The following is a 24,671-nucleotide window of genomic DNA, read 5'->3' on the forward strand; positions in this document are numbered from 1 at the left end:
GCCAACTCCTGGCCGGCGTACGTGTCTTCCTGGCCCGCAGCACCCCATCCGGCCCGCCGCGTGACGCGGCCGCGACCGAGTTCAACCGTGCGTCACTGGCCGCCATCGCAGCGCTGGATCCCCGCGACCCGCAGGGTTACCTGCTCGTGGCCCAGCTCGCGCTGGCCGCCATCGAAGACGCCCGCGACAGCCAGGCCAGCGACCGCCTCGAGCACGCAGCGGGCGTACTGGAAGCAGCCAGTCAGCGGCTGTCCGCCATGCTCGGCGCCGACCATCCGCGGGCCCTGGTGGTGCAGGGCAAACTCGCCGCAGTCCACGTCGAATGCGCGCGGGCGGCCCAATCGCCGCTCCGGCTGCGCAAGGCCACCGCCCACCTGGCCTTCATCAGCACACGCCTCAACCGGCACGTGGGCGCGCGCCACCCCCAGGCACTCGCCGCGGCCGGCAACCTCGCCGTCGCCCGGCTCGAATGCGCACGCTCCGGCCACGACCGGACACAGGCCGACAACATCCTGCAGGACCTGTATCTGCAATGGCGCAGCCTGGCGACGCTGGTGGGAGACGACCACCCCGTCGTGCAATTGGCCCAGGCCTCGTACCAGGTCTGCCAGACCCTGACGGAGAAGATCACCGCGGGCCGGGCCGGTCTCGCCCTCTCCTCCCCTGCCGGATACACGCCCACCACCCGCGCAGCACTTCTCGCCCCCTCAGCCACCGCATCCTGGCCCGTCACCACCCCCTCACGCACTGCGCTGACCGCCTCGAGCGCCGCCACCCAGTTGCATCAGACCCCCACCCTGGCACCGCAGGTAGCGGTCAACGACATCGGTAACGAGGAAGCTTTCCTCGCCGCGATCGACGAGACGATCAAGTACTTCAACGACGGCGACATCGTCGACGGCGTCATCGTGAAGGTCGACCGGGACGAGGTCCTGCTCGACATCGGTTACAAGACCGAAGGTGTCATCCCGAGCCGCGAGCTCTCGATCAAGCACGACGTCGACCCGAACGAGGTCGTCGCCGTCGGTGACGAGATCGAGGCCCTGGTCCTCCAGAAGGAGGACAAGGAAGGCCGCCTGATCCTCTCGAAGAAGCGCGCCCAGTACGAGCGTGCCTGGGGCACCATCGAGAAGATCAAGGAAGAGGACGGCATCGTCACCGGTACCGTCATCGAGGTCGTCAAGGGTGGTCTCATCCTCGACATCGGCCTCCGTGGCTTCCTGCCGGCCTCCCTGGTGGAGATGCGCCGCGTCCGCGACCTCCAGCCCTATGTGGGCAAGGAGCTCGAGGCGAAGATCATCGAGCTGGACAAGAACCGCAACAACGTGGTCCTGTCCCGCCGTGCCTGGCTGGAGCAGACCCAGTCCGAGGTCCGCCAGACGTTCCTCACCACCCTGCAGAAGGGTCAGGTCCGCTCCGGCGTGGTCTCCTCGATCGTCAACTTCGGTGCCTTCGTGGACCTGGGTGGCGTCGACGGTCTGGTCCACGTCTCCGAGCTGTCCTGGAAGCACATCGACCACCCCTCCGAGGTGGTCGAGGTGGGCCAGGAGGTCACCGTCGAGGTCCTGGACGTCGACATGGACCGCGAGCGTGTCTCCCTGTCGCTGAAGGCGACCCAGGAAGACCCGTGGCAGCAGTTCGCCCGCACCCACCAGATCGGCCAGGTCGTGCCCGGCAAGGTCACCAAGCTGGTGCCGTTCGGTGCGTTCGTCCGCGTCGACGAGGGCATCGAGGGTCTGGTGCACATCTCCGAGCTGGCCGAGCGCCACGTGGAGATCCCGGAGCAGGTCGTCCAGGTCAACGACGAGATCTTCGTCAAGGTCATCGACATCGACCTCGAGCGCCGTCGTATCAGCCTCTCGCTGAAGCAGGCCAACGAGTCCTTCGGTGCCGACCCGGCCTCGGTCGAGTTCGACCCGACCCTGTACGGCATGGCCGCGTCGTACGACGACCAGGGCAACTACATCTACCCCGAGGGCTTCGACCCCGAGACCAACGACTGGCTCGAGGGCTACGAGAAGCAGCGCGAGGAGTGGGAGCGCCAGTACGCCGAGGCGCAGCAGCGCTTCGAGCAGCACCAGCAGCAGGTCATCAAGTCCCGCGAGGCCGACGCGGCGGCTGCCGCCGAGGGCGGCGACACCGCGGGTGCGGCTCCGGCCGCGGGTGGCGGTTCGTACTCCTCCGAGGGCGCCGACCAGTTCGGCGCGCTGGCCTCGGACGAGGCGCTTGCCGCGCTGCGCGAGAAGCTCGCCGGCGGCCAACGGTGAACTGCCACAACACTGCCCGATCTTGGCGGCTCATCCCAACTGCCGTGCTACGCGACGGAGTTGGAGTTCGGCGCGGTGGCCATGGTTGGGGCGGTCGAGGAGATGGCCGTTCCACCAGGCGTTGAGTCGGATGTGGTTGAGGGCGCCGGCGGTGTGGTCGAGGTGGGTCTTCGCGAGGCCGCGGTAGCGGGCTCGGGGCAGGCCGGTGGTGTGCGTGGCCTGGCGCTTGGTGCCCTCGGCGCCTGCGCGGAGCGCACAGTCGCGCGCTGCCGGGTCCCGTCCTGTCGCCGGGCGCAGGCTGTGCGGATGAGTCCAAGGCGGCGAAGGCGACGACGGTCCTTGGCTACGGCCTCCCGGACGACGTCGTTCCAGGTGGCGCTGATCTTCTCGGCCGGACAGACGACTCGCTCGCGATGCCAGTCGCTTCCGGCAGGAGGCTCCGGCTCCTGCCCCCTTCGGAGACCAGGTCCTGCACGTTGAGGAAGTCGGCCTGGCATTCGCACACTGCTTGCGAGTTCGACTCCGGCATGTCTGGAGCGGGCAGGTGAGTGTCCCGGTTCGGAGAGTGGTCCAGGAAGGCAACAGCAACGGCGGCGCAAGCGAGGCTGGTGATCAGCCTGACGGCGCGGTGCGGATGGTTTCCTCAGTCCGGACCTCCGACACCAGCTTGGCTGTTCAACGTGAGCAGGCGGAGGGGGTGATGCGGTTGCCGCCCCCCACCTCGACGTCCGAGGTCACCTCGCGCAGCCAGTCCGCCGCGCTCAGAGACTCCCCTATCAAACGGCCCCGGATACACCGCACCGGTACGCTCTCCGGCGATCCACAGCCGGTGCAGCCGCGAGGTCCGAGACCGGGCCGACGGTGTCACCAGCGGAACGCCATGACCGGCGAATACATCCCGCACGTCCCCCACCCGGATGCCCCCGGATGCCCCCTGCTCTGCCTGCGCCCACAGCCTCCGCAGACGCTGTCGTGCCCGGGCACTCACCGATCCGATCCGGATCCGCTCACCCCGGGCCGCGTCGGCATACTCCCGCTGCAGGTACTGACGCCGCTTCAACCGACTGCCACCCAGACCAGCTGCCAGTGCTACGACGACCCGTACCCGCTCAACGCAGTAGCCGAAGACCAGCGCCTGGCGGATCACCTCCTCGGCGACCGTCGCCCCGCCGTCATCACAAAGTAGTCGTGCTGCCGTACCCAATGGACTGTTCCCCGGCGCCTGCGAATCGGACGCCGCCGAACCTCGGACTCCTCCGAATCCAAGATCGAGCTCGCCGGCGACAGCAGCGACGCCTCCCCGCTCTCCACCAGGCCCTGATCGACGAGATCAGCCCCATTGACCGGCTCACACGCACCATTGATCAGCAGCAGAATGCGCACCCAACTCCCCTGCCGGCAACAGCACTTGCGCTCGACTGCCTGCTGAAAGGAGCGCGCTTGAGTGAGTGCTCCCGGCTACGTCATTCGGCGTGTTGCGGCCACATACCGCGCGGCGGGAGGCTGCCCCACACGCACGCCACGCAGTGCCTGGCGGAGGGGAGCGCTGTGAGTTACCAACTGAGCGGGCGTATCGAGGCATTACTGGGCCCGGACTGCCGTGAGGCGCCGCCCAGGACCACCGTACGGTTCTTCACGCCCAGACCGGGTGCGACCACGGCCTTCACCGTCCTGTCCAAGGCACAGGCTCAAGCACGTAAGCCCCGCTGGCTGGCCGATGCCGAGATCGACCACGATGGCCGCTTCACCGTCGACCTGCGCGCCGACGGCCGCCCCTACGAGGGAGGTCCGCTCGAGGTGGGCCTCCAGGTGACCGGCACGAAGCAGGGCCGTGGGAAGCCCCGCACGGTCGACTGCGCCCTGCTGGCCGTCACCCCTGACTGGCGCCCCGGCAACGTCGAGGGCGTTCAGGTGTGCGATTGGCAGTACGCTCTCCCGGCCCCTGCCTGGGCTCAGATACGCCAGCATCTCGGCGCCTACGTCCTCGTCGGCCTGCTCAGCACGCGCGACGGCATAGCCCCTCTGACCGGGGTGAGGGTGGCTGCCTTCGACGCCGACCTGGCCCAGGACGACCCCCTCGGCCAAGGGCACACGGATGCTGACGGCTGGTTCCGCATCGACTACCCGGCCGACGCCATGCGCCGTACCCCCCTCCCGGGAGCCTCACGCGAAGACGGCAGTGCAGATGTCTACTTCACCGCCGACCACAACGGCCGCCGCCTCCTGGATGAACCGCGCACCGCGGGCCGCCACCGCGATCGCCGCAACGTCGGTCCCGTTTTCTGCACCCGGCTGCGCAGCGACGCCGCCCCTCTCACGCTCAGCATCGACACCCCGAAGCCCGGCAAGATCACCAACCAGCCGCGCCTGACCGTCACGGGCCACGCCGGCGAACCCTGCCGGCTCACCCTCAACGACGAGCCCGTCACCGTTGACGCCAACAACCAGTTCACCACCCAGGTCTCGCTCACCGAGGGCGACAACGCCTTGGTCCTCACAGGCACGGCCACCGGCACCGGGGCACGGGTCCGCCGCTCGCTCTCGGTCATCCTCGACACCACCGCACCCGCGCCGCCCGACCTCGCCCTCGTCAGCGCCCACCTCGACGATGTGGGCCACGCAAGCCTGCAGGGCACCACTGCGGCAGTGGAGCCCGCCGCGGCCATCGAGGCCACCAACATCCGCACCGGCAACCACGCCGAGGCCGAAGCAGACGCTGAGGGAGCCTTCACTCTCACCATCCCCGCCACAACGGGCGACACCCTCACCCTCACGGCCCGCGACAGCGCAGGCAACACCAGCAACCCTGTACAGCTGACCTTGTCCGGCACCCTCCCGCCCGACCCCGCCCACGTCGCGCCGCCCCTTCCGACCACCACCATCACCCCCTTGGCCGAGGCCACCGCCTTCCTCTACACAGGCCCCAACCCCATCCAGACCGGCACCGGACCGGACACCTTCCAGCCGCACCGCGTCGCCGTCCTCCGCGGCCGCGTCACCACCCCCACCGGCAACGCCCTGCCCGGCGCCACCGTCACCATCCACGACCACCCCGAATACGGGCAGACCCGCACCCGCGCCGACGGCCACTTCGACCTTGCCGTCAACGGCGGCACCCAGCTGACCCTCAACTACACCAAGGACGGCCACCACCGGGCCCAGCGGCCCGTGACCGTTCCCTGGCAGGACTACCTCGCCGTGCCCGACGTCGTCCTCACCCGCGCCGATCCCGCCGTGACCACCATCACCCTGACCGCCACCAGCCCCGCCCAGCTCGTCCGCGCCAGCACCGTCACCGACCACGACGGCACCCGCCGCGCCACCCTGTTCATCCCGGCCGGTACCACGGCCACGATGCGGCTCCCCGACGGCACCAGCCAACCGCTGGAACAGGCCCACATCCGCATCACCGAATACACCGTCGGCGACAGCGGACTGGCCGCCATGCCCGCCGACCTCCCTCCGGCATCCGCCTACACCTACGCCGTCGAATGCACCGCTGACGAAGCCGTCGCGGCCGGAGCCGACACGGTCCGCTTCAGCCGGCCCGTCGTGCTGTACGTCGAGAACTTCCTCGGCTTCCCCGTCGGCGGCACCGTCCCCCTGGGCTCCTACGACCACACGGCCAGCCGCTGGCAGGCGGAGCCCGACGGCCGCGTCCTCGCAGTGCTGTCGATCACCAGCGGCACAGCCGATCTCGACCTCACCGGCGAGGGCCGGCCAGCTGGCCCCGACGCCCTCGCAGCCCTGGGCATCAGCGACGAAGAGCGCGCTCACCTTGCCGCCTACCCGCCAGGTCGACAACTGTGGCGCGTACCCCTCGAGCACTTCTCCCCGGAAGACTGCAACTGGACTGCTCAGCCCGAGGACCCGAAGGCCACCCCTCCCGACCAGAAGGTCCCCGCCAAGACCGCCTCCACACAACCTGCGTGCCACATGTCGGGATCCATCATCGATGTCGACAACCAGATCCTCCAGGAACACCGCCCGCTCGCATGCACCGGCCTGAGCCTCTGTTACTGCAGCGACCGCGCTGAGGGCTTCAGCGAGAACCACCGCCTGCGCATTCCGCTCACCTCCGAGCAGCCGCCCAGCTCGCTACGGCGCATCGAACTCGACATCGCCTGCGAAGGACGCACGCTCCACCACACCTACGCACCCGAGCCGTCCCTCGCCCACACCTTCGTCTGGGACGGCAAAGACGCCGCCGGACGGCGCACACAGGGCGCCCGCCCCGTCACCATCACCATCGGATACGTCTACAGGGCCGTCTACACCACACCCGCCAACTTCGAACGATCCTTCGGCCTCATCGCCGGAGCCAGCAGGCCCGGCGGAGCGAGCAGCCGGCCGCGCCCCCTCACCGACAGCGCACGCCAGGAGATCACCCTGCGCCAGCGCTACACCACCACGATCGGCGCATGGACCACGCCCCGCGAAGCCGGCCTCGGCGGCTGGTCACTCAACCTCCACCACACCTACGACCCCGTCGCCCAGACGCTCTACCTCGGTGACGGCCGCCAACGCCAAGCCGAACCCTTCAGCCCCGTCATCACCACCATCGCCGGCACCGGACAGGCCGGCGACGACGGCGACGCAGGCCCCGCCACCAAAGCCCGCGTCCAGGGCATCATCCGCGGCATGGCCGTCGCTGCCGACGGCACCCTCTACTTCTCCGACACCTGGAACAACCGCGTCCGCAAAATCACCCCGGACGGCACCATCACCACCTTCGCCGGCGCCCCCGGACCACCCCAAGCCCTCGGAGACGGAGGCCCAGCAACCGCCGCACGCGTCGGCCAACCCACCGGCCTCGCCATCGCCCACGACAACACCCTCTACATCGTCTCCGACCGACGCCTGCGAAAAGTCGCCCCCGACGGCACCATCACCACCGTCGCCGTCCTGGAAGGCATCACCAGCCAGCCACTCCACGGCCTCGCCCTGGGCCCCGACGGCAGCCTCTACGTCGCCGAGACCGGCCGCCGCATCTTCCGCGTCACACCCGACGGCGACCTCACCGTCTACGCCGGAGACGGCGACGCCTTCCGCGACAACGTGCCCGCCACCGAGACCAAGCTCGATCCGTTCGACATGGTCATCGCCCCCGACAGCAGCCTCTACGTCGCCGACTACCGGCAAGCCCGCATCCGCCGCATCACCCCTGATGGCACCATCACCACGTTCGCCGGCACCCACCCCGGCATCCACGGCGACGGCGGCCCGGCCACCCAAGCCCAACTCAGCGCAGTCGGCCTCGCCCTCCACCCAGACGGCACCCTCTACATCACCGACCGAGACCACGCCTCCATCCGCGCCATCACCCCGGACGGCACCATCACCACCATCGCCGGTACCGGCCACCGCGGAACCGAAGGAGACGGCCAACGCGCCATCAGCGCCCAGCTCCGCGACCCCGAGCACATCGCCCTCGCCCCCGACGGCACCCTCTACATCAGCGACGCCCTCACCCACCGCATCCGCAAGATCGCCTCCCCCTACCCCGGATTCACGGCCGGTGAAATGGCCATCCCCTCAGAGGACGGCCACGAGATCCACATCCTCGACTCACGCCGGCACCACACCCGCACCATCAACGCGTACACCGGCGCCACCATCACCGCCTTCCATTACGACGACCACGACCGCCTCACCGGCATCACCCACGGCAACCCGGCCGAGGACAACACCGTCACCATCACCCGCAATCCCGACGGCCACCCCACCGCCATCACCGGCCCCGACGGTCAGCGGACCCAACTCACCCTGAATACCGACGGATACCTCGCCCAGATCGCCGACCCCGCCGGTGCCCGAACGGCGTTCAGCTACCACCCCGGTGGACTCCTCGCCACCCTCACCAACCCACTCGGGCACAAGCACAGCTACACCTACGAGACCGACGCGCGGCTGCACAGCGATACCAACCCTTCGGGCACCACCACCCTCGCCGCCAAGCGCACCCTCGACGGCCACACCGTCACAGCACTCACCACCGAAGGAAGAGAGTCCGCCTTCACCGAAGAACGCCTGCCAACCCGAGCCACACGTCGCACGGTTCACTGCTGCGGAGAACACGCCACTGTCACCACCTCCGCAGCTGACGGCAGCCGCACGACCACCACGGCCGACGGCACCGTCCACACAGTGAAGACCGGCTCAGACCCTCGCTGGGGCACGCAAGCACCCCTCATGACCGAGAGTTCCACCACCACACCCGCCGGACTCCGCCGGACCACCACCATCGAGCAGACCGCCGACCTGGCCGACCCGACGAACCCCCTCAGCCTGATACGTCTGACCCGACGCGCCACCACTGACGGTCGCGCCTACACCACGACATACGACGCCGCTACCCGCACCTGGACCTACACCCCGCCCAACGGCCCCGCCACAACGGTCACCACAGACGACACAGGACGGCTGATCCGCGCCCAAACCGGCGCACTCGCCCCTCTCGGCGTGACCTACGACAACCGCGGCCGCCTTGCCACGCTGACCCGGGGTGCCGGAACGACAGCGCGCACCTGGACCTGCCACTACTCGGCGGCAGGCGACCTCGCACAAATCACCAATCCGCTCGGACAGACCACCGAGCTCGCCCGCGATGTCGTCGGCCGTCCGACCACCATCACCGCACCGGACGACAACAGCCTCCGCATCGGACATGACACGGTGGGCAACGTCGTAGCCCTCACTCCCGCTGGACATCCACCGCACACCTTTGCATACGACGGGGCAGGCAACCTGACGGCCTACAAGCCACCACCCATTCCCGCCGGCGCGGAACCGACGCTGTACACCTACGACGCTGACCACCTCCTCACGGGCATCACTCGCCCCGGCAACCGGAATACGGTCCTGCTTTATGACGCAGCAGGCCGCTTGGAACAAATCAGCAACGGCAGCCAAAGCACCAAATGGACCTACATCGACGGAACCCGACGGCCGGCCACTATCACCAGCTCAGGCGGCTCGATTCTCACTCGCACCTTCGATGGCCCCCTCCTCACCGGCGAAGCGTGGCAAGGACCAGTCACCGGAACCGTCCGCTTCACCTACGACAACCGATTCCTTCGCGCCTCACAGCAGATCGGCACCGAAAGTCCGATCCTCCTGACCCGCGACGCCGACGGGCGGATTACCAATGTGGGCGATTTGCAGATCCACACCGACCCCGAGACCGGACTGCGCACGGCAATTTCTCTGGGAACCGTCACCGAAACATGGACGCATAATTCCTTCGGAGAACCAATCGAGCACCGCGTTAAGCACCGCAATACCGAAATCTACGCCGTCACGTACGACCGGGACCAACTCGGCCGGATAACCGAGAAACACGAAACCGTCGACGGAAACACCGAGCACGCCCTCTACACCTACGACGAACGCGGACGCCTGGCATCCACCACTATTGATGGGACCACCACGAGCTATACCTACGACAGCAATGGCAATCGCACCGCTGTCCGCACCAACGGAGCTACGCTTACCGCTACGTACAACGACCAGGATCAGCTTATGACGCTCGGGAGCCAGACACTGAACTATGGTCCGGACGGCGAGTTGGAGAAGAAGACGGATCCGCTCCTGGGCGCAACCAGTTTCCGATACGACAATTTCATGAATCTGATCACCGTCGACCTCCCGAATGGATCCGAGATCCAATATGTTCTAGATGCGGCAGACCGCCCAGTCACCCGCATTGTCGACAGCAACCATAGTCGCACCTACCTGTACGACAATTTTCGGCGCCCCATTGCCGAACTCGGCACCGACGGACAGATCAACACTGAGTTCGTATTCGACACCCTCGACTCCGCACCCGCTTACCTTCGTAAATCAGGACAGATCTACCGCATAGTTACCGACCATCTCGGCAGTCCTCGCCTCGTCATTAACACGGCGACCGGTAAAGTGGCTCAGCGGCTCGACTACGGACCGTGGGGAGATGTCGTCCACGATACCCAGCCAGGTTTTCAGCCTTTTGGCTTTGCGGGCGGGCACTATGATCCCGGAACGGAATTGATTCGGTACGGCGTGCGATACTACGACCCGCCATCCGGCCGCTGGACAACGAAAGACCCCATGGGGATCGTCGGCGAATCCGTCAATCGCTATCTCTATTGCGCAAATAACCCGGTCAATCGAATCGACCCGAACGGAACATTGGACAAGGCAATCGGCATAGAAATAGACTTCTCTGCCGTTGCACCATGGTTTTCTGGAGGCGGTGGAAAGTTTGGAGTAAACCTGCAATGGGTGATAGGTAAGTGGATTGACGTATACTGGGTGACCCCCACGGACAAACCATCCAGCGGATTCTCGATTGGCCTCAGTTGCGAAGTCAATTTCGCCTCGGGGCAGGGAGATTGGAAAGGGATTGCCGAGTCACGTGGCGGTAATGTCGGACCCTTCAGCGGTTCTCAGTTCAACGGCGTCTACAATCCGGCATCATATGAAGTGCCGTGGGCAGGAATAAGCCTTGGCGTAAGCGGAGGGCCAAGCCTGGGTTTCTATGAGACTGAAACCAGCTATAACCCTTGGTTCGGAAATAAATAGCCCACCCGAAGGTGCTGCCCAAGCCGTTCGAGGCCGACGGCGGCAGGCCGCGCCTTCCCTTACCGATGTCTCACACCCCGGAAGTCTCAGGCACCGCTGAGACACGATGCGCTCACCACCGATGGTTCGGGAGCCGACAGAGTAATAGGGCCGCGGCCGTCTGCGCGGCACAGATAACCTGCGCCAATGAAGCGGATTCAGCGGGTCGCCGGCGTGATCGTCGGCTCAGCGGTGGGTGACGCGCTGGGTGCCCCCTTCGAGTTCGGTCCCCAGGGAGCGTTCTCCGCGCGGTTTCCCGCGCCCGGTGCCGGTGATGACGAGATGTGCGGAGGCGGTGGCTGGGACCCCGGCGAGGCAACCGACGACACGCAGATGGCCATCCTGGTCGCGGAGTCGCTGCTGGAGCGGGGCGGACTGGATTTGCCGGACATCTTCGCCCGCTTCCAGCGGTGGGCGGCGTCAGAGCCGAAGGACATCGGCTTGCAGACCGACGACGTCCTGACCAACGGCATGCCCTGGGACCTCGCCGCCGCGATCCATTTCCAGGTCAACCAGCGAGCCGCGGGAAACGGCTCCTTGATGCGGGCATCGACCTCCGCGGTCCACTTCGCTGCCACCGGCCAGGAAGGCACCATGGACGCGGCCCGCCGGATCGCTGCCCTGACCCACGGTGACCGCGCGGCCTGGGAAGGCACCGCGATCTTCCACGAACTCGTCCGCGTCATGTTCGAGAACACCGACCCCCTCGCCGCGCTCCCGGACATCCTGGCTCATGTCCACCCCGACCACCGCGGCCGTTACGCCACCGTCCTCGCGCCTGACTGGCACCCCGATCAGGCGACCGAGTTCAACGGCGCCGTCTGGCCCTGCTTGGGCTCCGCCGTCTGGGCCCTTCGCACCACCGCCAGCTTCGAAGACGCGATACGTGCGGCGATCGACCTCGGCGGTGACACGGACACCGTCGCCGCAGTGACCGGAGGCCTCGCGGGGGCGTACTACGGGCTGGATGCAATCCCCGCGCGCTGGACCCAGCCGCTCCATGTCCCTCTCCCAGGATTCGACGGGCGAGTGCTGCACCTAGCGGATCTGCTCCACCTTGCACACCGCCTCGGAGGCTGAACCGGGCGCTGCTCCGCACTCTCCGCGAACTCCGGCCCTCAGCCGCAGTCACCTGACCAGTGAGCTTCTTCGAGTTGGCCTCCGATCAGGCGACCGCCGACGAAGCGCAACGAGCGAGGCCCCCGAGCTGTTGATCGAGATGTCTGACGTCTCAACCACGCTGCTCGGGGGCCTCGTTGGTCATCTATCCTGCCGCACTCGACCTGCCCCATGCACTCGTGGAGTGGGTGACCATGCTCGTCGTCACCCGTGAGGGCGACCGGCGATGCAAGCTCCGTCCGTCCCAGCGCGCGATGGTGGCACTGGTGTACCTGCGCGAACACACCACCCTGGCAAAGATCGCTGCCGGGTTCGGGATCAGCGAGTCCACCGCCCACGCCTACACCAGCTCGGTCATCCACCTGCTCGCCGAACGCGCACCGGGTCTGCTGAAAGTCCTGCGCGAGACCGATGCGGACTTCGTCCTGCTGGACGGCACGCTCGCCGAGTGCGACCGCGTCGGCGACGGACGAGCTGACTACTCCCACAAGCACCGCCGGCACGGAGTGAACGTGCAGGTGGTCACCGATCCGGGCGGTCGGCTGCTATGGCTCTCACCCGCACTGCCCGGCCGAGCCCACGACCTGACCGCTGCCCGCACCCACCGCATCATCCGCATCTGCGAGCGCCAAGGCGTCCCTGTCCTCGCCGACCTCGCCTACCAGGGCGGCGGCCCCTGGGTGACCACGGGCATCAAGCGCAGGCCACTGCGGGAACTCACTCTCACCGAGAAGACCATCAACCGGGCCCTGGCCGCGGCACGTGCACCGGTCGAACGCGGCGTCGCACGCCTCAAAGCCTGGCGCATCTTCCGCAGATCCCGATGCAGTCCGAACCGCATGACGTCAATCGCCAAAGCCATCCTCACCCTGGAGCGGCAACGCTGAAGAAGCTCAGTGGCTCCGCAAGGAGGACGACTCGATCAGCTTCGACATCGAATCCGAGCACCGGATGACCATGGGCACCCTCCGGACGCATCAGCACCGGCTTGCCCAACCGCCGCCCGATCTCCCGCAAGAAACCGCAGAACACATCAAGTCGCTCCTGCCCCTGCAACTCGCGCAGATCAACGTCGAAATCGATCTCCTCGTCTGAGTAGAAGCGGAAGATCGCCAGCACATCAGCTCTCAGCCAGACACGCAGGCTCGGGCACTCAGCATCCGCTGGTCGAGACAGCGCAGCCTCCGCCCGAGGCAGGGGAAGCACTCTTTCTCCTTCGGAGTACTGGCACTTCCAGCCCGTCTCCACGACGAGATCCAGTACGTCCTGCCAGTTGTGCCCCGAGGCATCAGGGACACTAACGTCTGGTAGCGATCCCATCAGGTCCGGATCGAAGAAGCACTTCACGTCATCCCACAGCAGATCAGCCACACCGTCATACTCCCCGGCGCCCGGCCTGGGAGGCAGCCCTGTTTCCCTGATCACGAGTTAGCAGCCCCCGCGGGAGTAGAGGCGCGGCAGTCATTCCGGCGGCAGGCAGCATTCAAGGCGTCACGGGGCCGCGCGCCTCCCGTTGTTGGGCCGCCTGTTGAGAACGCAGCGTTCCGGTCGGTCTTCTTGAGGCGGGCGATGTCCGCCGTCAAAGCGTCCGTCTGTGGGCGGGGCGCGTCCGGTGTCCGGAGCAGTCCGGTGATGGTCCTGGTCCGTCCAGGTTCCCGTGCGGCGGGCGCTGGAGCGGGACGAGGAAGCGATCGGCGTATGGAAGACGGAGGTGTGGCCGCAGGTAGAAGGACCACGGCCCACCTGAGCGCCGGAAGCTGATGTAACGGCCTCTTAGCGGGCTGGGATCGGCACGTTCGATGGCCGCCACTCTCGCCTGATCAACCCGAACACCCACGAGTCGGACACCTCGCCGTTCACCACGCAGTCTTCCCGCAACGTCCCTTCCCGCGCGAATCCGATCTTCTCCAGGACCCGGGCAGATGCCACGTTGCGCGTATCGGTCTCGGCCTGAACTCGATTCAGGTCCAGTGTGTCGAATGCCCACTGCAGCAAGGCGTGCGCAGCCTCCGTCGCGTAGCCGCAGCCCCACATCGCATCGCCGAGGACGTAGCCCAACGACGCGCTGCGGTACTCCGGGTTCCATCCGGTCAGACCGCACCAGCCGACGAACTCCCCGTCAGAAGCACGCTCGATGACCACCCGCGCCCCGGTGCCTTCGTCCTCCATCTTCCGGCACATCGCGATGAAGCGCTCCGCGCGCGCCCGGTCGTTCCACGGCGCGGAGTCCCAGTAGCGCAGCACGTGGGCGCTGCTGAGCAACGCGAAGAGGGAGTCCGTGTCGGCGTCGGTGAAGGGGCGCAGTCGCAGGCGAGCGGTGTGCAGTATGGGAGTGGCCAAAGTCATGCGCACCATGTTGCGTCCTCATAGGGCGGGCAGGACACCGAATATCTGCCAGGCTCACGCTGCCGCGATCACCAGCTGGGTGCCCCCATCCACGATGACCTGACCCTATGAGGGCCGGGGCTCATCAGGCGGGTGGTCCGGCGGGACGATGGGCTCGGGGAGCCGGGTCGAAGGGGAGGCCCCGAGATGCTGCCCGTCGGCAGGCCGGTTGCCTTCGAGGCGGCCCTCGGCTGGGGCCCGCTGCTCGACCTGCTCCAGGACCACGGGTTCGAACTGCATTTGGCCCACCTCCTGCGGGCGGACCTGTTTCCGGAGTGAGGTGTGGATTGCCCCGCCCCATGTCCACCAGCAGCGGACAATCCGGCGCCACCGCTTCCAGTTGGTGCGGTTGCGCACGCTGCTGGTGTGCTCAAGGCCGTGAATGGATGGGCATGCGCTGCCGCTGCCGGCGGCCGAGCACACGGTGGTCGCTGACTTACAGCGCCTTCAGTACCGAACCCCGGACGGGAGTTGAATAGGAAAGGCCCGCAAGGGTCTCCTCAGATCTCATCTGCAACGATTCGCAACGGTCACGACAGCCCCAGAGATGCGTGGAAGAACCCCAGCTCACACGAACAGCGCGGCGTCACACCACACTCACGGAAGCTGACCGACCAGGAGGGACAGTAGCTGCAGCAGATCGTGCGCCGGGGCGGTACCAGCTCGGTGCACTATCGCCGGGCGGTGATCGCGCGGCTGGTTCAGCACGACGAGGACACGGTGCGGGAGGTGATCCACCGGTTCGACGAGATCGGCCTGGCGGGTCCGGCCCTCTATGGGCAGGAGCCGCCCCCGCCTACTCAGACCTGACGACGAGGATTTCGTCATCCCGACGGCCACCACCCCACCCACAAACCCGCCACCTACCAGCGCCGCGTGCACGGACGTGTGATCCGTATCGGCCGCGAGGCCTTACGGTGTCTGCTCCTGCGATGAGTTCGTGCCCCTGGGGATCCGCAGGCTATCCCGATCGAGGCGCACTTCGGGCCGCTGCGGCAGTTCGCCCTGGCCAACTCCCACGACAGCGGCCACTCGGCGCAGACCCAGGCCCTCCAGCGCTACCTTCACTGGCGCACCGCCATCGCCCGCCACCCCGACGTACTCGCCGCCCAACGCAAAGGAACGCGCCCTCATCCGCAGCGAGAAGGGCATCCGCTGGGGCGGACGGCGCCTCGGCTCGGTGGCCTGATCGCTCAACTCGCTGAAACTGCCAGACCAGGCATCAGGCCGACTGCAGAGGCGGGGCCTGCCTTGTGATCGCGGCGGCAGGGAGCAGATGGTCCGGTTCGGCGCCAGGGTCGGCGGCGACGACGACGCCAGCCGTTTGAGCGTCGAAACCATTCGGCCAGATCGTGAGGTCGCTCGACAGCGCACGTTCCAGTTTGGCCTGTCGCAAGTCTGCGCCGCTGAGGTCGCAGCCTCGCAGGTCGGCCATTCGCAGGTCCGCACCGACGAACACGGCGTCATTGGCACGCGCCTTGCGCAGGTTCGCTTCTCGCAGGTCTGCACGGGAGAAGTCCGCCTCCCGCAAGTCGGCCTTGACCAGGCGCGCACCACGCAGATCGGCTTCGATACAGCGAACCTGGTGGAGAATCGAGGTTCCGAACTCGGCATGCCGCAGATTGGCCGCTATCAGTGATGCCTTGCTCAAGTTGACCTGGAAGACGCTTGCCGCCTCCAGGCACGCGCCATCGAGGTTGGCTCCGTGCAGCCACAGCCCGTCGCAGTCGGCTCTTCGCAGGTCGGTCAGGCTGACGTTGAGCCACTCCGGGCGTGGCTCCCGACGTAGGACCCCGAGGCAGGTCAGCGCAGTCTGAGCATCTGCGGCGCGGGTCTCCAACGGCTGCACCGAGTTGATCGACGCATCCGCTGGCGGAACTCCGGGCTCCTGCGGCGGCCAGGGCAGGTGTGTCCGGAGATACGCCGCCATGATGGAGACGACCGCCTCGTGATCGCGGACGGAATGGTCAGCGATCCGCCACAGTGCGTAAATGCCACCGATCCGTACGTCCAACTTGTCACTTCCGAGTTGGTCTACGGCCCGGCTGAAGCGATCGGTGATGTTGCCCTCGCGGGTCGCGTTCAATCCGTCCTGGCTGACGCGCAACTGCCGCCATGTGGCGTAGGCACCGAACAGCACCACCGCGCCGCCCACCGCCTGCAGAAGCGTGGTACGCACGTTGTTCACTGCTTTCAACCGGTCCGCCGCAGCAAGGTGGCCACCAGCGAGATCGTGGTCGACTACCAGGCCCGGAAGAATCAGGAGCACAACGCCCAGTACGGCAAGCACGGCCAGTGCGGCCAGCGCGGCCGATGCGATGGCAGCGGTCCGAGTCGGACGCGAGTGGTCACGAACAGATCCCCCCATAGGCAATGGATCTTAGGGCAGGGCTGAACCCGGTCAACCTATGCGGTCACGGCACTGGACGTGAGGTACAAGGCGGGGGTCGGGCGGTCAACAACCCTGTGTGCGGAAGCGGTTGGCCGGTGCGGATGGCTCGCTCGGTGCCTGGGAGGGGCTGCCGTCGAGGAGGGCGAGGCCTACAGGAGTGAGCGAGTGGCGTACCGCGTTGCGCTGCCGGGTGCTGGAGACCAGACCGGCGCCGCGCAGGACCGCGGCGTGCTCGCTGGCCGAGGAGATGGACACCCCGGCGCGCCGGGCCAGCTCACTGGTGGTGCAGTCGCCGCCGAGAGCCTGAAGGACCGCGGCCCTGGTGTGCCCGAGGAGGTGCGCGAGATGCGTGCCCACGGCATCCGTCGTCGCTGGCGCCCCCGTCGCCGGAGACCGCACCGGATGGCCCGGCGAGACCGGATAGACGAGCGTCGGCGGCAGGGTCGGGTCGGCCAGCGCGACCGGCGTACGGCGGCAGAAGTACGACGGGATCAGCAGCAGCCCGCGACCGTCCAGACAGATGTCCCGGTCCACCGGATAGTCGGCCTCCAGTACGGGCGGACACCAGCGGATACCGGGACCGAAGGTGCGGAGCATGGCGTCCGTACCGCTGCACCACTGGACGCGGGCGCGCCAGGTGCGGTCGGACTCGGCCCGCGCGCGGATACGCTGCCACGACGGGCCGAGTGCGATGTCCTGGTAGTCGCGCAGGGCTTCACCGAGTTGCCGGAGCGCGGGTGCCCTGCCCTCGGCGACAGAGCGGACCCAGCCGCCAAGGGGCGGACCGCTCGTCGCCAACCGGCCGATCTGGTCTCGCAGTTCGCGCCGCGGTGTGGACAGCAGGGCGTCCAGGCCGGCTTCGACGCCCTCGGCGCTCGCCGCGGGAGTGAGGAAGTCAGGGAAGTAGCCGCGGGCTGGAACAAGCGGCAACAGCAGGCGAAGCGACGCTCGCCCGTTCTGGACGACGCGCCTGCGCCAGCCGGTCAGGTCGGGCTCAGGGCGCCTCTCCCACACCTTGTGCAGGCTCAGTACGGATTCCCAGAACGGATCCGGCCCGTCTGCGACCCGTGTACGCGCGACGTCCCCCGCGGTGAAGTGCATGCGCAGCATGATGCTGCCCTCCGATGTGCCGAGCGCGTGCGACACCGCTCCCCCGTTACCCGAGTGGTGTCCTTGTGACCTTGCGTTCCCGGCTGATTCGGTGGCAAGAAGAAACGGTGAGATGGGACAGTGGTACGACCGTACGGGCACCACCTGCGGCTTCTCGCGGCAGTGGGACGGTCGGTACACGCATCCCGCACATCGGGGGCGGGGGAAAGGGGTGCGATGTCATCCGACGGCACGACGACGGGACAGTCGGGACCATCGGAACTGGCGGAACTGCTGGAGGAACTGAAGCGGCGCAGCGGGCGCAGCTATACAGCGCTGGCCCACCGCACGGGACTCAGCCGTTCCACTCTCCACCGCTACTGCCAGGGCACCACCGTCCCGGGATCGTTCGGCACGGTCGAACGCGTGGCACGCGTGAGCGGGGCAAGCCCCGCGGAGCTGGACCGGCTCTACCGCGCGTGGTGGCGGGAGACCGCCGGGAACGCGGGGCAACAGGACGTGCGGCCACCGGAGGCGGCGGAGACGCTGGAGACGCTGGAGGCGGTGGCGGCGGTGGAAACGGTGGCGGCGGCGGGGAAGATGACGGCGGTGGAATCGCCGCAACACGCGCTCCCGACGGAGGCCCGCCGCGACGACGCCGGCAGGGGCGGCAGGCGTGAGCCCGGCGACCGGCGGCGGCCGTTATGGCTGCGTACTTGGCTGCGCCCGGCGGCGCTGCTGGTCGCCCTCGTCATCGCATCGTCCGGAAGTACCGCCTTGTACGAGGGCGGCGGGGGCCGCGATGACGCTGAAGGAGTCGGCAGCACCGGCACAGCGCACACGGGCGGAGACGGAGCCGCTGGCACCGGCGGCGGCGAGCAGCGTCCCAAGGGGCCGACGTGGAGCGAGGCCCCACGCCCGATAGCGCCCGAGTTCATCGGCATGACGATCAACAGCGACACGGGCCGTATGCCCGGCTTCCGTACCGGTTCCGTACGGCTGTGGAACAGCGAGACCCGCTGGGGCACCATCGAAGCCTCCCCGGGCAAGTACGACTGGACGACCCTGGACCGTCTGGTCGAGGCCGCCGAGCGGGACCGGCTGCCGGTCCTCTTCACCATCGGCGGCACGCCCTGGTGGGCCGCCCCGAAGGGCAGGAAGTCCGGCTTCGCCGACTCCTCGGCCTCGCCCCCGGACGACCTGAGGGTCTGGGACCGCTTTGTGGAGGACCTCGCCACGCGCTACCGCGACCGCATCGAGTCGTACGAGCTGTGGGACTACCCCAGCCACCCGCTGATGTACGCGGGGAGCCTCGACACCCTCGCCGAAATGGTGGAGCGCGCCTCGCGGATCATCGAGCGCGTCGACCCGGAGGCGCGGGTGGCCTGCCCGTCCTTCGGGTCGTTGTGGACGAGGAAAGGCCGGGCGCTGCTGCGGGAGTTCGCCCGGACGGGAGCGTACGCATACTGCCATGCGGCCGCGCTGAAGATGCCGCCGCGCAAGGGGAACGGTCCGCCGGAGGAGATCATCGAGCTCTCCCGGAGCATGCGGAACCTCCTCCACGAGGAGAACGTGCACGACGTGGAGCTGTGGAACACCGGCCCGGAGTGGAACATCAACTCGACGCCGCCGCTCGATGCGCGCCACGCCCGCGACTACGCGGTGCGCTTCTATCTCGCGGGGCTCTACGCGAGGCACTACGGCTTGCGGCGGATGTACTTCTACATCTGGGGCAGCACCAATGTGCCGATCATCGTCCAACTGGTGGGCGGACCGCCGGCGGAGCCCGGGAAGCGCGTCGGACGGCTGGCGGCGTGGCTGGACGGTGCCAGGATCAGCGCCTGCGGGCACGGCGCGCGGATGGGCCTGCCGCCGGGCATGTACTCCTGTCGCTTCGAGCGGGACGGACGAAGCGGGTGGGACGGCCAACCGTTCACCGTGCACTGGTCCGCTCGCGGTCGGGCCGAGGTGCCACTGGAAGAGGGCGCGTACCGCGTGCGTCACATGGACGGCAGTACGGAACGCGCCCGGCCCGGCGACCGGATCAGCATCGGCGAGGAACCAGTGCTGATCGAGCACCGTACGGAGTGAACGCCCAGGAGATCGACAGCTGTTGACCCACTGGTTCGGGCCCGGCAGCGACTGGTCGGCTGATGGTCAGAGGTCGTGGGTGTTGGAGAGGGAGAGGGAGATGGCGGCCTCGGCGAAGAGTCGGCGGTAGAAGGGGCCAAGGCCGTCGGGGATGGTCAGGGACCGGAACGCCTCGTCGGCCGGCACGAGACGGCGGTGGGCCATCTCGAAGCGCGGCTCCCAGGGTGCCAGACGCACTTCTGCTCGCCACATCGACCGGATCAGCACCAGGCCTTCCTGCGGACCTCGCACGCACACGCCGCGGCTGAACCCGAGGAGCCGGCAGTCCGTCACCTCGGCGCAGGCTTCCTCACGGACCTCTCGACGCATCGTGTCGACCCACTGCTCCTGCCGCTCCGGGCGACCGGCGGGCATGCCCCACCGCTGTCCGTCCGGGCTCACGACGACGATCCGATCGCCGACCACGCACACCGCCTCCGCGCCATGTGGTGTACCCGCCGGTGGGTCAAGAGGCGGATACCACGCGACATGCCATTGCTGGCCGTTGATGGCGGCGCTGAAGTCGGCGCCGGTCTCAGCGATGTCGTTCACGGTTTCCCTTCAGCGAAAGGTCAGCGGCGGCCCCGCCCAAATGAGGCCGCCCAGGGCAGCGGTCCGGCTTCCAATCTAGGTGCTGCGGCCCGGTGTGCTGGCGGCGTGCGCATGTGGCTGCGCCGGCGGCCCGCCTGAGCCACCTGGGCGTATGGCAGCGGTGGCGGCCGGCCCCCCTCGCACGGGCCATCGCCGTAGCCTCCCCCGCGGCTGTGCTCCGTGCCGCCCCCGCGCCGAAGCCGACGGCCCTGACGACATCCGTGCCGACCGACCCGGCCGGTGCGCCACGCTGTTCCAAGGCATCGTCGGTGACGCCGTCCCTGCACTTCGCCGACAGCTCGGTGCGCCACTTCGCGGTGCGCGGCGCGCTTGCCTCAGCGTGGACCGGCTGTTCCTCGCGTTGTCGACATTCGTGGCCGCGGCGACCGGGCGGAGCTGAGCCGGGGTCTGTCTGATCAAACCCGGGCGGGGGCCGTCGTGTCCGCGGTCTCTCCGTCGGCCCGTTGGTTCCGCTGTGCTCGCTGTACCCGCCATCCATACCGGGTGATGCCGCGTGGCTTGTAGACGGACAGGGCCGTCGCCGTGAGCAGCACGGCGACGCCGGCGGCGGCGTCGAACACGAGCTGCGTCCGCATCCCGTCGAGCTGGGAGCCGGAGAGGTCCATCTGCGCGGCCGTCTCCGCCACGTGGTCGACCACCCGCATGTGCACAAGGAGGAGGACGGTGGCCACGGCGGTCAGACCGAGCTTGACCAGTACCCAGTAGTGGCGCAGCAGGCCCCACGTCGTTCCCAGGGACTGGACCAACCCGGTCAGCAGGGAGGCGAAGGCCAGCGGGACGATCACGTACCAGCCGGTGACCTGCATGGCGAGATACGCGCCCCGCACGCGCTGGGCGTCCTCGCCGGTCAGCCCGACGACCGCGAGCGCCAGGAAGGCTGCCACCGACCCGAGCCAGCCGACCGAGGAGGCGATGTGCGCGGTCAGGGCGACCTTGCGGAGGCCGGACGGCATCACCATCAGTGGCCGCCGTGCATGCCGGGGCCCGTGCTGCCGGTGAGGTGCAGGACGAGGAACACCGCGACCACGGCCAGTGCCACGGTGCCGGAAAGCTTCACCCAGCGTGGGGTGGCGGGGGCTGAGCCGTCACCGGGTGCGGATTCGGACGCCGAGTCGTTCATACGGGTCTCCTCAGGCTGTTCTTTCACACCAGGAACTCTTATCGAGACACTATGTCTACGTCAAGCCATAGTGTCTTGGTGGTGGCGTTGCGTACACTGCTCTGGTGCCGAAGTTGTGGAACGAGACCATCGAGGAGCACCGCCGCGCTGTTCGCGACGCGGTGCTGGAGACCACGGCGGCGCTCGTGGCCGAGCATGGGCTGCGCGGCGTGACCATGTCACGGATTGCCGAGAAGAGCGGTATCGGCCGGGCCACGCTGTACAAGTACTTCCCGGACATCGAGTCGATCATGATGGCGTGGCATGAACGCCGGATCGCCGCCCACCTCGACGAACTCGCCGAGCTCCGGGACCGTCCCGGCGCGCCTGGTGAGCGTCTCGAAGCGGTGCTGGAACGCTATGCGTTCATCCAGCAGCAGCGCGGCGGCCATGGCGGGGAACTCTCCGCCGTCCTGCACCGGGGGGACCATGTCGTGCACGCCGAGCAGCATCTGCGCCACTTCGTCCGTGGGCTGCTCGAGGAGGGGGTCCGGGCGGGCGAGGTCCGCAGCGATGTCGCGCCGGACGAACTGACCGGGTACTGCCTGCATGCTCTCGCCGGAGCCGGCGGCCTGACATCCAAGGCCGCGGTACGGCGGCTCGTCACGGTCACGTTGGCCGGGTTGCGGCCTCCCGGCTGACCGACGTCCCACGGCCGCGCGTCCTCCGGAGCGTCGTGGAACGGCTCCCTCGTCGACGAGATCGTCCGGGAGGGCGTCCGGGAGGGCGTCCGGGAGGGCGTCCGGCGAATGCTCGCGACGGCCCTGGAAGCCGAAGTCAACGCGTCCAACGCGGTGTTGGCCGACCAACAGGACGAGGCCGGCCTACGGCTGTGGTCCGCAGCGGCCATCACGAGCCCAAGAAAGTCACCACGTGCTCGCGGTCGGCGACGGTTCCCTGGGCTTCTGGAAGGCGCTCTGACCGAGGCGTTCCCCGCCGGGCGCGATGGTCTCCGCGCTCGTCGAGTCCGCACAGGCGGCCTGCCGGATAATCGCTCGTCATGCCGAAACCCATCCGGCGATACTCCCTACCCATGAGGCGTGAAGATCCCCATCGGGAAATCCCGGCCAACCCAGCACTGCGACGAGTCCTGGGACGCTATCCGGAGCTGGTGGACCTGCTGACCGACGGTATGTCCGGCAGCGACCTGACCACGCTGCTGCTCGAGGTGTTCCGGGGCCGAGCGGACCGGCTCTCGCCGGCGGAGGTCATGCGGCGCTACCGCAGCGATCGGTTCGTAGCACCGGCACCGATCAGCTTCACCGCCCTGCGCCGCACCGAAGACGCCCTGGTATCCGCACTGCCCGACGACTTCGAAATGCTCGTGCTTGCCCCAGTCCTACCTCTGGCGGCCCACTCGGCCGTCGCGACCGTCGATCCCCGCAAGGTGATCGCGACGGTTCGCGGCAGCGAGGTCGCCGCCGACCCGACGAACGCATTGGCCCTGGAGGCGTCCCTGCGACGTTCCCTGGCCCTGGCCGCGGATCCTCGTTCCACCACGCCGGTCCGGCTGGCGGCCAGTCAGCGAGTGACTCGTGCACAGCACTTCAACGGCCCCGGGATGCTCGCCCACTTCCAGATATTCGGCCTGGTGACCGCCGGTCGGGACACCGGCAACCGATCCTTCGAGCACCAGCAGCTGGCCGAACATCTGGGGTTCGCCGCCCGGTCGCTCGCCGCCGCCGGGGCCCGGCGTACACGGATCCAGCTCACCTGCCTCGAGGACGCGAGCCGCCCGATCATCGAGCGGCTGGGTGGTGACCTCACCGGGCTTCCAGGCGTTGCCGTGCTCGAGGACCCCGACCGGACAACCGGACGCGGCTACTACACGGACGTCTGCTTCAAGATCTATGCCGGTGTTGAGGACCAGTACCTGGAAGTCGCCGACGGCGGCTTCGTCGAGTGGAGCCAACTCCTCACCGGCAACCGTAAGGAACGCCTTTTGATCAGCGGCTTCGGCGTCGACCGACTCGCTGAAACCCTGGCACTGTCCCCCACCTGATTCCCGGCCCGGTCGGTCTGGAGTTCCCGCTCGCAGGCGTCGGGCTCCGCCGGCAGGCCGGCGTCCCTCAACCGGATTGCGCTTCTACGGGTTGCCGCAGAACTGTCCTGAGCTTGGCAGGGTCAGTCCTGCGGGGGTCGCTGAGGTAGATCTCGTGGTGCAATCCCCTCTCCCGCAAATTGTTGGCGGGGAGGTACTCGTGGTGCAGCCTGGTCAGGATCGGTGTCTCATCGTCGTAAGGACCGATGTGGAGGACCTGGACGCTGGTGCCCTCGTGCAGCGTCTCTGACCGAACGTCCTCAATGGCCGGAAGCTTCTTCTTGGTCCGGGCGGTGTCCTTGGCGTCCTCGATCATGCCGCCGGTGATCCAGTCGGGGACACTGATGAGCAGTCTCCATCGCCAATTGTCCTTGAGCCTGGCCAGGAAATCGTCCATGTCGTCCGCCCACCACAGCCCCTCAAGTGGGCCCACGACGAAGTCTCTGCCCAGGTCGCCTTTGCTCGCGAACTTGGCGGAATAGGCGACCGCGTAGAGCGCCTCGACCGCGTGGCGGTACGCGACGCTGGTGTTCGGGTCGCCATGCCCGTCGATGGCGAGGAAGTGGAGCTCGGGGATGTCGACGAGTTCCCAGTCGGTGTTCTTGGGCGAGTAGCACTTCTTGAACTGGCGTTTGACGTCGTACTTGGTGGCCATTCCGAGGAACCTTCCTGTGGGTGGGCCGTTGCCTGCTTGTCGGCACGGTAGAGCTGGACGTATCCGTAATCGCAGCAGATCAGTCCGGTCGCTGTCCCGTCGACCATCGATGGGGGTGTCGATCAGGCGGTCGGCGTCTTCGGCGAGTGGCGAGGAGCGCGGGTCGGTGAGGACGCTGTCTGTGGTTGCGTACTCCCGGACGCTCGCCGAGCTGACCGCCA

General features: G+C 67.9%; 17 protein-coding genes. 9 read left to right on the forward strand and 8 right to left on the reverse strand.

All coding sequences use genetic code 11. The features are described 5' to 3' along the window. Positions 1–752 precede the first annotated feature (752 nt). The 4 genes from rpsA (at position 753) to IM697_RS24080 (ending at position 12,874) form a co-directional block, all read left to right on the forward strand. A complete protein-coding gene (gene rpsA, locus IM697_RS24065) occupies positions 753–2,267 on the forward strand; it encodes a 30S ribosomal protein S1 (protein ID WP_407699659.1) in 1,515 nt (504 codons plus the stop codon). A 1,548-nt stretch (positions 2,268–3,815) separates the two neighbouring features. Then, a complete protein-coding gene (locus IM697_RS24070) occupies positions 3,816–10,829 on the forward strand; it encodes an NHL domain-containing protein (RefSeq protein WP_194038160.1) in 7,014 nt (2,337 codons plus the stop codon). 186 nt (positions 10,830–11,015) lie between these two features. Next, complete coding sequence (locus IM697_RS24075) at positions 11,016–11,948, forward strand: ADP-ribosylglycohydrolase family protein (RefSeq protein ID WP_194038163.1); 933 nt, start codon at positions 11,016–11,018, stop codon at positions 11,946–11,948. A gap of 176 nt (positions 11,949–12,124) precedes the next feature. Further along, positions 12,125–12,874, forward strand: coding sequence for a transposase family protein (locus IM697_RS24080; RefSeq protein WP_194038166.1), 750 nt, complete (start codon positions 12,125–12,127; stop codon positions 12,872–12,874). Here IM697_RS24080 and IM697_RS24085 read toward each other — a convergent pair. Together IM697_RS24085 and IM697_RS24090 are read right to left on the reverse strand one after the other, a co-directional pair. Further along, on the reverse strand, positions 12,852–13,358 hold the full coding sequence (locus IM697_RS24085) for a hypothetical protein (RefSeq protein WP_194038169.1): 507 nt from the start codon (positions 13,356–13,358) through the stop codon (positions 12,852–12,854). The two genes, IM697_RS24080 and IM697_RS24085, sit on opposite strands and share 23 nt — an antisense overlap. Positions 13,359–13,760: 402 nt before the next feature. Next, on the reverse strand, positions 13,761–14,333 hold the full coding sequence (locus IM697_RS24090) for a GNAT family N-acetyltransferase (protein WP_194049841.1): 573 nt from the start codon (positions 14,331–14,333) through the stop codon (positions 13,761–13,763). A gap of 186 nt (positions 14,334–14,519) precedes the next feature. Here IM697_RS24090 and IM697_RS45500 point away from each other — a divergent pair, with 186 nt between their 5' ends. Further along, complete coding sequence (locus tag IM697_RS45500) at positions 14,520–14,651, forward strand: hypothetical protein (RefSeq protein ID WP_265582665.1); 132 nt, start codon at positions 14,520–14,522, stop codon at positions 14,649–14,651. A gap of 405 nt (positions 14,652–15,056) precedes the next feature. Continuing rightward, positions 15,057–15,182 carry a helix-turn-helix domain-containing protein gene (locus IM697_RS45980; RefSeq protein WP_407699548.1) on the forward strand — a complete coding sequence of 42 codons (126 nt, stop codon included), beginning with the start codon at positions 15,057–15,059 and terminating at the stop codon, positions 15,180–15,182. A 412-nt stretch (positions 15,183–15,594) separates the two neighbouring features. On the opposite strand, the gene IM697_RS24100 is transcribed toward IM697_RS45980, so the two are convergent. Both IM697_RS24100 and IM697_RS24105 read right to left on the reverse strand, forming a co-directional pair. Next, the gene (locus tag IM697_RS24100) at positions 15,595–16,662 is read right to left on the reverse strand and encodes a pentapeptide repeat-containing protein (RefSeq protein WP_228044138.1); all 1,068 of its coding nucleotides are present in this window, start codon (positions 16,660–16,662) and stop codon (positions 15,595–15,597) included. A 165-nt stretch (positions 16,663–16,827) separates the two neighbouring features. After that, a complete protein-coding gene (locus tag IM697_RS24105; RefSeq protein ID WP_322734529.1) occupies positions 16,828–17,910 on the reverse strand; it encodes an ArsR/SmtB family transcription factor in 1,083 nt (360 codons plus the stop codon). Positions 17,911–18,090: 180 nt separating this feature from the next. Between IM697_RS24105 and IM697_RS44905 the strand changes: the two genes are divergently transcribed. After that, positions 18,091–19,944 (forward strand): helix-turn-helix domain-containing protein, encoded by a 1,854-nt coding sequence (locus IM697_RS44905; RefSeq protein ID WP_228044139.1) that lies wholly within the window; start codon positions 18,091–18,093, stop codon positions 19,942–19,944. Positions 19,945–20,010: 66 nt separating this feature from the next. On the opposite strand, the gene IM697_RS24115 is transcribed toward IM697_RS44905, so the two are convergent. From IM697_RS24115 to IM697_RS24125, 3 genes are all read right to left on the reverse strand, one after another. Beyond that, entirely contained in the window at positions 20,011–20,535 is a 525-nt protein-coding gene (locus IM697_RS24115) for an NUDIX hydrolase (protein WP_194038174.1), read from the reverse strand. 455 nt (positions 20,536–20,990) lie between these two features. Further along, on the reverse strand, positions 20,991–21,548 hold the full coding sequence (locus IM697_RS24120; protein WP_228044140.1) for a hypothetical protein: 558 nt from the start codon (positions 21,546–21,548) through the stop codon (positions 20,991–20,993). Positions 21,549–21,553: 5 nt separating this feature from the next. After that, complete coding sequence (locus IM697_RS24125) at positions 21,554–21,715, reverse strand: hypothetical protein (RefSeq protein ID WP_194038179.1); 162 nt, start codon at positions 21,713–21,715, stop codon at positions 21,554–21,556. 104 nt (positions 21,716–21,819) lie between these two features. Between IM697_RS24125 and IM697_RS24130 the strand changes: the two genes are divergently transcribed. Both IM697_RS24130 and IM697_RS24135 read left to right on the forward strand, forming a co-directional pair. Then, on the forward strand, positions 21,820–22,395 hold the full coding sequence (locus IM697_RS24130; RefSeq protein ID WP_194038181.1) for a TetR/AcrR family transcriptional regulator: 576 nt from the start codon (positions 21,820–21,822) through the stop codon (positions 22,393–22,395). Positions 22,396–22,865: 470 nt separating this feature from the next. Next, complete coding sequence (locus tag IM697_RS24135) at positions 22,866–23,756, forward strand: hypothetical protein (RefSeq protein ID WP_228044141.1); 891 nt, start codon at positions 22,866–22,868, stop codon at positions 23,754–23,756. Positions 23,757–23,823: 67 nt separating this feature from the next. Here IM697_RS24135 and IM697_RS24140 read toward each other — a convergent pair whose 3' ends face one another. Beyond that, the gene (locus tag IM697_RS24140) at positions 23,824–24,450 is read right to left on the reverse strand and encodes a GyrI-like domain-containing protein (protein WP_194038184.1); all 627 of its coding nucleotides are present in this window, start codon (positions 24,448–24,450) and stop codon (positions 23,824–23,826) included. Positions 24,451–24,671: the final 221 nt, after the last annotated feature.

Origin of the sequence: Streptomyces ferrugineus (genome assembly GCF_015160855.1) — a bacterium.
Lineage (GTDB): Bacteria > Actinomycetota > Actinomycetes > Streptomycetales > Streptomycetaceae > Streptomyces > Streptomyces ferrugineus.